Origin of the sequence: Streptomyces fragilis, from assembly GCF_003112515.1 — a bacterium.
GTDB lineage: Bacteria > Actinomycetota > Actinomycetes > Streptomycetales > Streptomycetaceae > Streptomyces > Streptomyces fragilis.
This window is the reverse complement of record NZ_BEVZ01000001.1, coordinates 198,128-209,633: the sequence shown is the minus strand read 5'-3', so window position 1 is coordinate 209,633 and position 11,506 is coordinate 198,128. Positions and strand designations below refer to the sequence as shown.

15 protein-coding genes are annotated in these 11,506 nt (G+C 69.6%); 2 read left to right on the top strand and 13 right to left on the bottom strand.

From position 1 onward, the window contains the following. Positions 1-31 precede the first annotated feature (31 nt). From Sfr03f_RS00915 to Sfr03f_RS00875, 9 genes are all read right to left on the bottom strand, one after another. Positions 32-601 carry an SMI1/KNR4 family protein gene (locus tag Sfr03f_RS00915; RefSeq protein WP_108951716.1) on the bottom strand — a complete coding sequence of 190 codons (570 nt, stop codon included), beginning with the start codon at positions 599-601 and terminating at the stop codon, positions 32-34. 83 nt (positions 602-684) lie between these two features. Further along, positions 685-1,101 carry a YeeE/YedE thiosulfate transporter family protein gene (locus Sfr03f_RS00910; RefSeq protein WP_108951715.1) on the bottom strand — a complete coding sequence of 139 codons (417 nt, stop codon included), beginning with the start codon at positions 1,099-1,101 and terminating at the stop codon, positions 685-687. Next, complete coding sequence (locus tag Sfr03f_RS00905) at positions 1,101-1,751, bottom strand: YeeE/YedE family protein (protein ID WP_108951714.1); 651 nt, start codon at positions 1,749-1,751, stop codon at positions 1,101-1,103. Before Sfr03f_RS00905 ends, Sfr03f_RS00910 begins: the two co-directional genes overlap by 1 nt. Continuing rightward, positions 1,748-2,320: a hypothetical protein gene (locus Sfr03f_RS00900; RefSeq protein WP_108951713.1), complete on the bottom strand. Its 573-nt coding sequence runs from the start codon at positions 2,318-2,320 to the stop codon at positions 1,748-1,750. The genes Sfr03f_RS00905 and Sfr03f_RS00900 overlap by 4 nt, the downstream gene beginning before the upstream one ends. A 408-nt stretch (positions 2,321-2,728) precedes the next feature. Beyond that, positions 2,729-3,292 (bottom strand): hypothetical protein, encoded by a 564-nt coding sequence (locus tag Sfr03f_RS00895; protein WP_108951712.1) that lies wholly within the window; start codon positions 3,290-3,292, stop codon positions 2,729-2,731. Between the two features lie 256 nt (positions 3,293-3,548). Continuing rightward, entirely contained in the window at positions 3,549-5,861 is a 2,313-nt protein-coding gene (locus Sfr03f_RS00890; protein WP_159105517.1) for an ABC transporter permease, read from the bottom strand. A 95-nt stretch (positions 5,862-5,956) separates the two neighbouring features. After that, positions 5,957-6,646: an ABC transporter ATP-binding protein gene (locus Sfr03f_RS00885; RefSeq protein ID WP_108951710.1), complete on the bottom strand. Its 690-nt coding sequence runs from the start codon at positions 6,644-6,646 to the stop codon at positions 5,957-5,959. Beyond that, positions 6,643-7,167 carry a PadR family transcriptional regulator gene (locus tag Sfr03f_RS00880; RefSeq protein WP_108951709.1) on the bottom strand — a complete coding sequence of 175 codons (525 nt, stop codon included), beginning with the start codon at positions 7,165-7,167 and terminating at the stop codon, positions 6,643-6,645. Before Sfr03f_RS00880 ends, Sfr03f_RS00885 begins: the two co-directional genes overlap by 4 nt. A 247-nt stretch (positions 7,168-7,414) precedes the next feature. After that, a complete protein-coding gene (locus tag Sfr03f_RS00875; RefSeq protein WP_108951708.1) occupies positions 7,415-7,822 on the bottom strand; it encodes an STAS domain-containing protein in 408 nt (135 codons plus the stop codon). Positions 7,823-7,930: 108 nt separating this feature from the next. Between Sfr03f_RS00875 and Sfr03f_RS00870 the strand changes: the two genes are divergently transcribed. Further along, positions 7,931-8,290 carry a helix-turn-helix transcriptional regulator gene (locus tag Sfr03f_RS00870; protein ID WP_170145006.1) on the top strand — a complete coding sequence of 120 codons (360 nt, stop codon included), beginning with the start codon at positions 7,931-7,933 and terminating at the stop codon, positions 8,288-8,290. 218 nt (positions 8,291-8,508) lie between these two features. Here the strand turns inward: Sfr03f_RS00870 and Sfr03f_RS00865 are convergent, their stop codons facing one another. The 3 genes from Sfr03f_RS00865 to Sfr03f_RS00855 all read right to left on the bottom strand — a co-directional run bounded on the left by Sfr03f_RS00865 (position 8,509) and on the right by Sfr03f_RS00855 (position 9,640). Continuing rightward, positions 8,509-8,955, bottom strand: coding sequence for a hypothetical protein (locus Sfr03f_RS00865; protein ID WP_108951706.1), 447 nt, complete (start codon positions 8,953-8,955; stop codon positions 8,509-8,511). Next, positions 8,952-9,218 (bottom strand): hypothetical protein, encoded by a 267-nt coding sequence (locus tag Sfr03f_RS00860; protein WP_108951705.1) that lies wholly within the window; start codon positions 9,216-9,218, stop codon positions 8,952-8,954. Before Sfr03f_RS00860 ends, Sfr03f_RS00865 begins: the two co-directional genes overlap by 4 nt. A gap of 134 nt (positions 9,219-9,352) precedes the next feature. Next, a complete protein-coding gene (locus Sfr03f_RS00855; protein WP_245967321.1) occupies positions 9,353-9,640 on the bottom strand; it encodes a hypothetical protein in 288 nt (95 codons plus the stop codon). Between the two features lie 231 nt (positions 9,641-9,871). Between Sfr03f_RS00855 and Sfr03f_RS00850 the strand changes: the two genes are divergently transcribed. Beyond that, positions 9,872-10,153, top strand: a complete 282-nt coding sequence (locus Sfr03f_RS00850; protein WP_108951927.1) for a hypothetical protein — start codon at positions 9,872-9,874, stop codon at positions 10,151-10,153. Between the two features lie 22 nt (positions 10,154-10,175). Here the strand turns inward: Sfr03f_RS00850 and Sfr03f_RS31000 are convergent, their stop codons facing one another. Next, a complete protein-coding gene (locus tag Sfr03f_RS31000) occupies positions 10,176-11,057 on the bottom strand; it encodes a UTRA domain-containing protein (RefSeq protein ID WP_245967320.1) in 882 nt (293 codons plus the stop codon). Positions 11,058-11,506 lie beyond the last annotated feature (449 nt).

The following is an 11,506-nucleotide window of genomic DNA, read 5'->3' as shown; positions in this document are numbered from 1 at the left end:
CCTCCCGGATGCTCCGGGGGGCACTTTCGGTTCACCGCCAGACGAGCCGTCCTTCGGTCACCGTGCAGTTCGGATGGTTGCCCTCGGCGATCCTCGTCAGCATCGCCGCCACGGTGTCGAAGTAGTCGGCCAAGGAGGCGTACTCCTCCGCATTCGTGGCCGTACCGATGAACCACCTGCCGACCCGGCCGTCCCGCACGTCGACGAACTTCCCCGTCCAGCCGTCCTGGTCCGACAGGAACGGGATCCACTCGTTGCGCCAGAACGGATCGTCCGGATCGTCCTGAGGATCGACCCCACCGGGCACGCTGCGCATCGCGTACAGCTTCTCGATGGCCCGCAGACCCAGGAAGAAGATCCCCTCGTCCGGGAAGCCCTCGAAACCGCAGCACGCCACGTCGTCGTCCACGTCTTCCTCGGGAAGGTCCAGATTGTTCTGCAGCAGCCACGCCCGCAGGTCCGGATGCAGCGCAATTCCCATCCGCTCCTCGGCCGCCGCGAGCATCTCCTCCGTGGCCGGCCCGGGCAGATCCGCGTAAGTGGCCGGGGCGTGCTGCCTCAGCAGATCCATCACCCGGGACCAGCTCTCCACCGCACCCATGTGCCCGCCACCCTCTCCGCCTGCCCGGAACCCCGTACGACCGCGCGGGCACCGTACCTCGCGGACCGCTGACCGTGCAGCGGTCACAGCGCGCAGGAGCCCCGGTCGACGTGGAAGTACCGGGCGTTCGCCCAGCGGCACAGCCGGACGCCGACGACGATGCCGGCGATGGTGACCAGGGCGGGCAGGTATCCGCCGGCGACCTGGACGATCGGAATCGCGGGGCACCCGCCCGAGATCGCCCATCCCGTGCCGAACAGCACCGCGCCCGGGACCACGCCCCCGTGGATCCGCTCCGGCGTGCGGCGGACCCGCAACACGGCGAAGGCGCACACGATGATCACCACGGCGCCGGCGAAGGAGAGGAACATCCGCAGGTCCTGGAAGGTGAACATGCGGTTCAGCTCGGCGTAGTCGCCGAAGCCGATGTTGGCGACGGTGAAGCCGAGGGCCAGACCGGTGACGACGGTGGCCAGCAGTATCGCGCCCCGGGTACGCATCAGATCACCTTCCACAGGAGGAACGACACCGCGACGGCGGTGCCGAAGAACACGGCGGTCGCCAGGATGCTCACCGGCCGCAGACGGCCGCACCCGTTGAGCCCGTGGCCGGAACTGCACCCGCCCGCCAGCCGCGTGCCGAAACCGACCAGCACGCCTCCCGCGAACAGCAGGACGGTCATCCAGACCGGATCGGCGGTCACCAGGCTCCGGAACCCCGGGCCCATGTCGAGGCGCAGTTCGAACCGCCCCGAGGTGACCGCGGCGATCAGCCCGCCCACGAAGACCGATATCAGCAGGGCGGCCTGGGTGAACAGCGGCGCCGGTCGCCCGCTCGTGGCCGCGGGACGGTCACCCGCCGGCGGTTCGACGTCCACCCGGAGCGTTCCCGGCTGTCCGTACGGGTGCTGCCGCACAGGGGACGGGCCGGGGCCGAAGTGCTCCGCGGTGGCCGCGGCGAGTGCCTCGGCGAGAGCCCGGTCGTCGGCGAACTCCTCGTCCATCCGCTCGAGGCGGCGTTCGCGCCGCCAGTGCACCACGCGGTCCCACGCGGAGGACACGCCGAAGGACCTGTCGGTGGCGAGGGCGTGGTAGACGGTGACCAGGGCGAGCCCGACGGCGCCCGCCCACCAGGGCCAGTAGGTGGTCATGCGGGTCGGCTCATCCAATCGGTCAAGCGGGCCCACAGGCCGCGCTTCGGGCGGGACGCGCGCGGCGCCTGCTGCGCGGGCGGGGCGTGATGCCGGGCGGTGTGCGGAGACGGTGACGGCCGGCCGAGCGTGAGCGGCACCGACGGAGTCTCCGTCGCCCACGGCGTCACGCTCTCCGGAGCCGCGACCCGAAGCCCGGACGGTGCGGGCGGCCGGCCCGACGGCGGCTGTGTCCCGTACGCGCCCTGCGGTTCCCGGTACGGATACGCGCCCTGCGGTTCCCCGTACGCGTCCTGCGGTGACCACGGCTCGCGTCGTACGGCCTGCGGGGGCGCCTGCCCCGAGGCGGGTGCGCAGGTCCCGCCCGCGTCACCGGCGTCCTCGAAGTGCCGCGCCTGGGCCCCGTTGGGCAGCAGGCTGATCGGCACGCGCTCGCCGGTCAGCGACATCTTGTAGCGCGCGCAGCCGCGCCACTGGTCGTTGCTGTCGCAGTAGTAGTCGCGCCAGCCCCGCAGGCTCTCCCTGAGCAGCGGGAACAGGGGACACCCTGTGGCGTGCGAGCAACCCACGTCGCTTCCTCCGATCGGCCGCACCACCCGTGCGGAAAGGGCGGCCGCCGTTCTCGATTTCATGTCTTCGCCGAAACTGAGGCATTCCCCGGTTTCTCCGACCGGCGCGATGGAATCACCGTTCCGCATTCCAGGCAACTTCCGGCGAATTTCCCGGGCTCGGCTCGCTCGACAATGCCGAGTGAGTTGTGCCATGCGCCGCCCATGCCTCTTTGTCCGCCATGTCGGGACATTAACGGGCGACGGTGCGGCCGTTCGGGCCGTCGCGCGGCACCGGGAACGGCGTTCGTGTCGGTGGTGCGCCCAATTTTCGCGGGGGCGGTGAGCGTGTTGATTGCCTTGTGGTGAAAGCGTGAATTCGCGTGTGAAGGAATTGTCAATCTTCCGTGCGCCGCACGCAGAAACCGATCACCTTGTCGTGCCGGGGCGGGGATCGGCTGACCGGATGCGTTCGTGCAGGGAAGCGAAGGACACCGGTGCGCCTGCCGCCTCGCGCACCGTGCCCAGACTGACGCTGTCCGCGTCCAGGGAGGCGACCACCGATCGGGGGAGTACGTAGAAATCCCATTGAGCCGTGTCGAGCGGATCGTAGGCAGCGTGCTCACGGGCGGTCTGGACCGCGAAGACGTAGACGTCGGCATTGCACGACTTCGCCTCCGCGTAACCGCCGTCAGGTGACCACGCACGAGCGCGGAGCCCGCTGAAGCGGATCTGCGAAGGTGCCCGCTGCTCCCAGGCCTGAAGGTAGGCGCCGGCCTTGACTTCGATGCGCAGCCCGTCGTCGGTCTCGACGTCGTGGCTCGCCCACTCCACCCGGGGTGCGCCGGAGCCGACCGCCTGGTGGACCAGGAACTCGGCGAACAGGCCGCGTGTGTTGTTCATCCGGAGATCCGGCATGGCGAACCGCCAGAAGTCGACGACGGTTCTGTCCGGGACGCCGGCGATCGACTCGTCGCCGCGGAGCGGAGGCATCGGCCGTGGGGTCAAGGGCGGACCGGCAGGCTGCGTCATTCGCGGCAGTCTGCCAGCGGGGCGTGGAGCTTGCACGTCTGCGGCCGGCAGCCCTTTCCGACTGGGCGGTAGGGGGGAGAGCACGTCCAGCACCAGCCGGGTCAGCGGGCGCGGACCGGGCCGGCTCCGGGGCGAGCGGACGGGGCGGACGGACGGGGCGGGCCGGCGCGGTCCACTCGACCGGGCCGGCCCGCCCCCGAGGGGCCGCCGCTCCGGGCTACTCCGTGCGCAGCCCCTCCGGCCGCATCAGCCGCAGCAGCGGTGGCAGGCTGAGGAGGGTCACCACCAGGACGACCGCGGCGCCGATACCGGCCATGGCGAGGACACCGGTCCAGTCGACGCGGACCGGGGTGGCCGTCATCTTCAGGAGCACCGCGCCCAGCGTCAGACCCACGACCGAGGCCAGCAGCAGGCCCAGGGCGACGGGGATCGCGGTCTGCCACAGCACCGACAGGCTCAGCGTGCGGCGCCGGGTGCCGAAGGCCACCAGGGCCGACAGCAGCTTCTTCCGCTCCCGCAGCTGCTCCAGCTGCGAGACCAGCAGGCTCGCGCCGATCAGCGCCAGTACGCACGCCGCCCCGACGAACAGACCGGTGCGGACGGCGTCGAACCGTCCGGTGCGCTCCGTCTCCGTCCACGTCACGGTGCTCGCCAGCGGATCGACGGCCGCCACGGTGTTCCGCACCCGGTCGTGGACGTCCGGTACCGACTCGTCCAGCCTGAGGTAGGCGTGCCCCTCCAGGGCCGGCGCGAGCGTGTCCGGCGCGGCCTTCGGCGTGAGCAGGACGCCGCCCCGGTCGATCCCGGCCAGCAGACCGCGACGCGGCTTCGCCGCCTTCACGTCCCGCGGCACCGTCCAGGGGATCTCCAGGCTCTTCGGGCTGCCCTCGTACGACGGGTCCAGGTACAGCTTCCGTCCCGGGGCGGCCAGCTTCGCCATGTCGACCCCCGTGTCCCACTCGGCGCCGTGGACGGCGAACACGTCCCCGTCGGCGCACGAGGGCAGATCGGCGATCTCCCGCAGCGCGGCACAGCCGCCCACCGTCAACGTGGTGGTGGCCTCGGGGTCCAGGGCACGGTCGCCGAGGTGGCCCTCGGAGTAGTCGTACACCTCGTTCACACCTCTGGTGTCCCGCAGCTTCCCGGCCGCCGCCGAGGACACCGGCACGGCGCTCGGCAGGGTCACCTCCATCTGCGCCCACGTCACGTCCTGCCCGGTGGACCTCGTGTAGTCGCCCTCCGCGCCCGCGAACAGCATCTGCAGCGCGATCGCCCCGGCCACGGCCACCGCGATGCCGTTGACCATGCGGGCCGCCGTACCGCTGCTCATCTGCAGCCGGCGCACGGCCAGCTGCCAGGCGACGCCGCCGGCACCGAGCCGGGCGACGACCGTCTCCACGACCCACGGCAGCAGCGCGGTCACGCCGACCAGGACCAGCACCACACCGCCGGTCACCAGGTACTGGTTGAAGTCCCCGTTGTCCCGTCCGGCGCCGATCATCGGGTAGAGCATGGCCAGCCCCGCGAGCGGCAGCAGCAGCCGCCACCACAGCCGGCGCCGGGGCGGCCGGCCCGCGCGCACCACACCGAGCGGCTCGATGACGACCCCGCGCAGCGCCAGCAGCGTCACCAGCACCGCCGCCGTCGGCACGGCCACCGCGACCAGCAGGGCGAGCAGCGGCGAGGGGTTGAGGTAGCTCGGGAACACGCTGATGTCGAACACAACGGCGGTCCCCGCGAGCTGACGCCCGGCCATGAAGAACCCGGCGCCGAAGACCAGCCCCAGCAGCGCGCCCGCCAGCGCCTCACCGGCGGCGATCCGCCGGGTCATGCCGCTGTCGGAGCCCACCAGCCGCAACGCCGCCAGCCGCCGGTCCCGCCGCTCCCCGCCGAACCGCACCGCAGCGGCGATGAAGACCACGACCGGCATCAGCAGCACCACGAAGATGACCAGGATCAGCAGGAGCAGCACCGGGTCGGACCGCTCGGAGGTCGGGTTCGGGTCGCCGTATCCGTCGATGCGGACGATCCGGCCGCCTTCGATGTGCGGCGCGAGCCCCTCGGCGCCCTGGTAGAAGGCGAGTTCGCCCGAGCCGATCAGCCCGCTCTCCCCGATCGTGCCGACGATCCGGTCCGGCAGCCGCTCGCGCAGCAGCGCGCCGGAGTCCGACGCCAGCAGCTCCTTCAGCGCGGGGGAGACCACCATCTCGCCCTTCGCCGGGAACCGCTCCACCCCCGGAGGCAGCGGCGCCCGCGGCCCTTCGGGTTCCAGCGCCCGGCCCCGGATGCTGTCGTCCCGGAAGTCCGAACCGACGTTGGCGACCACGAGGGTGTCGTCGGCCTTCGGCAGCCGCTCGTCGACATAGGTGATGTCGGTCCGGGCGGTCTCCCGCTCGTGGCGGACCTCGAGCGCGTTGGGCAACGCCGTCGTCAGCAGGAGCAGCGCCACGCCGAGCCCGACGCCGACCGCCGTCAGCACCGCCCGCGTCCACCCCTCGCGCCCGCCGGTGAAGGCGAAGCGGACGCCCATGGCCAGGTCCGCGGCCACGCGCCGCGTCCGGCTCCGTCCGCCGTCCGGGACGGGACCCGTCGGCAGGGCCCGCGGCCGTTCTCCCGTGGACAGGCTCATACGGCGCGCTCCATGTTCCTGGACCTGCCGTCGCGCACCACGACCTCGCGGTCGGAGTAGGCGGCCACCCGTGCCTCGTGCGTGACCAGCACGACGGCGGCGTCGGTGGAGCGGGCGGCGTCCGTGAGGAGTTCCATCACGCGCTCGCCGTTGAGGGAGTCCAGGGCGCCGGTCGGCTCGTCGGCGAAGAGCACGCGCGGCTTCGTCACCAGCGACCGTGCCACCGCGACCCGCTGCCCCTGGCCGCCGGAGACCTCACCGGGCCGCTTCTTCCTCAGGTCGTCGACCTCCAGCCGCTCCATCCACGTCAGCGCGGCGCGTTCGGCCTCCTTGCGGGAGGTGCCGTTCAGCCGCAGCGGCAGGGCGACGTTCTCGACGCACGTCAGCTCCGGCACCAGCTGCCCGAACTGGAACACGAAACCGAAGTCGGAGCGCCGGAGCGCACTGCGTTCGGCGTCGCTCATGGCGGACAGCTCCCGTCCGCCGTACATGATCGTCCCCGAGTCGGGCGTGACGATCCCGGCGAGGCAGTGCAGCAGCGTCGACTTGCCCGACCCGGAGGGCCCCATCACGGCGACGACCTCGCCCGGGTGGATCGAGAACTCCGCGCCGTCGAGGGCGAGGGTCGGGCCGTACGCCTTGCGGAGCTGCTCGGCCGAGAGCAGCGAACCTGCGGGAGGAGTCATCGGGTCACCGCCTCACGGAGCTTGTCGAGGCGCGCCGCGGTGAGCTCCAGCCAGCGCAGGTCGGCCTCCAGGTGGAACAGGGCGTGGTCGCAGATCAGCTGGTCGGCGAGGTCACCCCTGCGCTTGCGTTCGGTGAGGACGCGCATGCTGCGCAGGTGCTCCGACCGCTGGGTGTCGAGGACGTCGGCGGCGTCGCGACGGGTGAGCAGCGCGAGGACGACCTTGGTGTACAGCGTCGACTGGAGGTACGGCTCCGGCTTCTCCGGCGTGGCGAGCCACTGCTGGACGTCGGTGATCCCGGCGTCGGTGATCGCGTACCGCTTGCGCTCGGGACCGTCGCCGGCCTCGATGCCGTCGACGACGACGAGGCCGTTCTTCAGCAGGCGGGACATCGTCGAGTAGACCTGGCCGTAGTGCAGCGGCCGGTCGTGACCGAACTGCTCGTCGAAGGCGCGCTTGAGGTCGTAGCCGTGGCGCGGCCCGGACTCCAGGAGTCCCAGAAGGGTGTGACCGATGGACATGCCGAGGACTCTACACACGGTGTATACGCACCATGTATACGCACGGTGCATACGGTGCCGCCGCAGGTGCTGGAGCCCAGGTCGGAGGTGGTTGTCACGGTTTCGCTACGACGGGGCCCGCGCCTCCCCGGTGCGGGGGCGGCGCGGCCTCACGGGCATGCGGTGGCGCGGCTCGGCCGCCGACGGGACCGCCGCCCGGACGAGGGGCGCGAAGTGCGTCCGGTGACGTGGTCCGGTGCGGGGCGCATCAGGAATCGACGGCCTCGTCCACCGTCCGTCGTATCTCCAGGAGGGTGTCGACGCCGGTTATCTCACAGAGCCGCCGAACCTGCTGTGACGGCGCGACCACGCGCAGGGTGCCCGCCTGGTGGGTGAGGATCAGCAGGTTCAGAAGCGTCGAGTCCGCGAAGGTGATGCCGAAGGCGTCCAGCACCACCTTCGGGTGCCGTTCGACGCCGGCCTTCAGCGCGTCCGCCAAGGGTCCGACCGTGGACGTGTCGAAGGGGCCGTGTGCGGTGACGACCCAGGCGCCACGCCATTCGTACTGATGCACCGAGACCCGCGCCGGTGCGGCATCGACGGGCTGTCTCGGCGTCGGCGTCCCACCGGCGTCGCTCGTGAGCGTCAGCGACATGGCCTCGTCCAGGGGCGCCATCGGACTCCTCCTCCTGTGCCACTCCTTCGCAGGAGCAGGGCATCGATTACCGGAAAAGTATGTCACGTATCTGTGTTCCGGCAACGATGAGCCTCTAAAATGCGGAGCATGGCTGGAGTGCCCGAATCCCACACCGGATGGACGTTCATCACCAATCACGCGCGTGTACTTGCAGTGATCGCCGATAACCCGAACGTCCGGATCCGTGACATCGCCGCCCACTGCCGACTCACCGAGCGCGCGGTCCAGCGGATCATTTCGGATCTTGAACATGACGGTTACCTCTCCCACACCCGCGACGGGCGCACGAACACCTACCGCATCGAGCCGGACAAGGTGCTGCGTCACCCGGCGGAAGCGGGCCTCCCGGTGGCCTCCCTGCTGTCCCTGCTCGTGCAGGACGAGACCGAGCGCGTCAACAAGCCGGTCACGCAGCACAGGCGGTTGAGGTCGAGCGCCGCGATGTAGTGCTGGGTCACATGGCCGCCAAGCTTTCTGGCGCTCCCCGCACCGACAACCGTGAGCGCAGGAAGCGTCGTAGTCGCCGGGGACCCGCGTAAACGCGAGGAAACAGGCTACTGACTCGCGGAAAGCGTGCTGGGTGGTTCTCGTGAGTTCGTGCCGCTTCGCGCCCTCATGTGTGCTGGATGCGTGCCGATGGACGGCGGCGTAGGCGCTTGGGAGTGTCAGACCTTCTCGATGCGAACCGGGTGGTCGGCGAGAAGTCGGGTCATGTCGTCGGTGTCGGAGGTGAAGACGGTCACCTGGATCCCTGATGCGGTCTCTCGGGCGGCGATGGCTGCGAGGACGGCGTCGACGGCGTACTTGTGCCCGTGCACGCCGGCGGTCTTCAGCATCTTGCGGGCTGTCGCGATCACTTCGTCGTCTGTGTGGACGACGCGGATGCGGGACAGCGTCCAGTTCCACAGGGACTGCTGGGCGCCCTCGCGCGGGTCCCATGCCTCCAGGGTGGTGAGCGCCGGGGTGATGACCGGAATGTCCAACTGCGGGGCTGCCTTGATCAGGGCGGTGACTTCCCGGTTCCCGTGGACGGCCTTGGACAGGGCTTCGCGGTCGAAGACGAAAAGCCGCTGCGGCGGGCGACGTGGGGCTGGCCTGCGGACGCGGCTCACGCGGCCTGGTCCGACTGCGACTGCCGCTCGTCGTGCCAGGCGTCGACGGCGGAGATGCGGTCCAGCGCGGCCTGGTACTCGTCGTCCGTAACGGGACCGTGCTCCTCCTCCAGGCGCTCGGCGAGCTCGCGCAAGCGGTCCATCTCATCCTGGTGGGCAGCGGCGGCCGCGATGTAGGCGGACACTCCGCGGGCCTCGACCCGCTCCTTGATCGACTCCACCAGTTCTTCCGGCACAGTGACGGTGATCTTCCGGGTGGCCATACTCCGAGCATGCCAGGTGCCCCACGTGCACTGCCGCGTTTCGGCATCGGGGGTTCGCACCGGGACAAGGTGCGAAGTAGGCGGCTTCCTCATACAGATGGAGCGTAGATGTCGGATCCTTCAGTCTGGGCCGCCTACAGACCGCGCAGAGCCTCGTACAGATCGACGTAGGCTGCCCAACAGTCGACGCTGCCGTCGTCGTACAGGCTGCCCATGTACCAGTCGTCATCGTCAACAGGCTTCACAAGGCACAGGCTGTGGAACCCGAGAACGATCTCAGGGTGCAGGACCTCGTCAGCGGCTCCGGGGTGGGCCACCCACTTCACCGCCCGGTTTGGATCCAGGGCGACAGCCTCTTTGTCCCCGGATACGTCACGGATCTGCTGGAGAGACCATCCAGGGGGGAGCTGTGCTTCTGCCATCCACCGATGGTCTCACCCGCCAGATGTGAAGCACCGCTTTAGGAGAGCGGGAGGGCGGTGCTGTACCTGACCTGCACGGATGCTGCGGGAACTGAGCAACGATCCAGGACCCGCCAACGCCCCTCGTTCCCCGTGGCTCCCCGCTCGATCTGGCACGGATGTGGCACGAGTCCGAACGGTGCTGTGTGCACTCGGTAGCTCCCGCCACGGGGTTCGTGACACGTTGACGTGATGAGTGAGACGACAGATTCCTACAACCCGAACGGCATCCAGGTGGGTGACATCTACGAGGACTGCTCGTTCCACCCGGTCCTGTGCACAGCGGTCGATGAGGTGGCGGGTGTCGTGCTCAGCGGTATCTCGCTCATCGACGGCAGCTTCCCCCGCTCGTGCGACGCCCTGCACTGTGGGCCGATTCGTATCCGCGTGGAGGAGGTCATGGCCATCAAGCGAGACCTCGACGGCTACGCCCGCCGGCGAAAGGAAGAGCTGCGATCTCGCGACAGCACCTGATTCGTAGCTCTGTAGAGATCGGTCATTGAACGTCATACAGGCTGTCGGGAAGCCCTCGGGGGCCAGCGTGGGGCGCTGCCGGTCGCTGGGGTTGCGCCGTTTGGGGTCGTCGCTGCTGGTGTCCCCAGGCGAACCGCGAGGCGGCGTGAACGCCGATGGCGAACTCGACCACGAGGCCCTCGGCGGTGTAGGCCGTTCGGTGCAGTTCGACGACCGGTTCACCCGGGGGCAGTTGCAGCAGTTTCACTTCGTCGGCGGTGGGGACGCGGGCCGACAGCTGCTCCTTCATGTGGTCGATCCCGTAGCCGGCGTCGTACAGCACCCGGAACCCGCCACCTAGTCCGGCCGGTCCTGGTGTCGGGTCGACAAGACGGGTTCCCTCGACATGCTCGGGCAGGTAGTAGCTCGTCAGCGTGTGGGTGGGCTGCTCGCCTTCCTTCACCAGCCGTGCGCGTGCGTTCACCTCCGCGGCGGCGAGCGTGTTCCCGGTATGCCGGAGATCGTGGAAGCGGGCTTCCTCGGTGATGCCACTTCGGAGCCTTGTCGAAGAGCGCCCCGGACTGAAGCGGGCCTCAGCACCCCACGGACGGCGCTGATCTACCAGCACATGGTCGACGGTCGTGACCGCGAGATCGCCGATCGACTCGGTTCGATGATCCGCCGCGTGGTGGACGAGAAGGGGTCCTGACCGGGCCCTGTGCCACGTGTGTGGCACGGCCGCCAGCACGACGAAGGGCCAGTTCGAGAGGTTCTCGCCTCCGAACTGGCCCTTCCTGCTTGCCGTCGCAGCATTCGAACCTGCGACACCCGCTTCAGGAGTGGAATCGGATTCCTGGCTGGCGGTGCCTGCGTCTCCCGTGAGGCTTTGCCTCTCCTGGTCAGGGTCATGCGGCAGGTCAGCCACTCCTGCTCGTGTCGCCCCTGCTGCGTCGTCCGCTCGCGCACCGCTCACGCAAGGCGGACAGACAACTCTGGCCAACCCGGAACGGTCCAGAGACCAAGGGGTGCAGCGTGAGTTTTGGTCCGCAGACTGCCTAGACGGCCTGCCCCCTATTCGCTGCTAGGAGGTCACGCTGTAAACGTTGGAGCAGTAAAGTCCCGCACTGTTGCTTCCGATGCAGGCCCAGAACGTGTAACTCCGGTTTTCGGTGAGGTCTCGATGGGCCGTCGCAGTGTACGGAGACGCGTGTCCTGCAGTGTCGGCTATCAGATACGGGTCGGTCGTCACGTATCCAGATATGCCGTAGCCGTCGGCCTTGGAATCGGTTGCAGTGAGCTTGTCGCCAGTAGCGGTCCACTTCACAGTGCCAGCGGTGGTGCCACCAGTGATGATGGTGATGGTACGGGACCCGT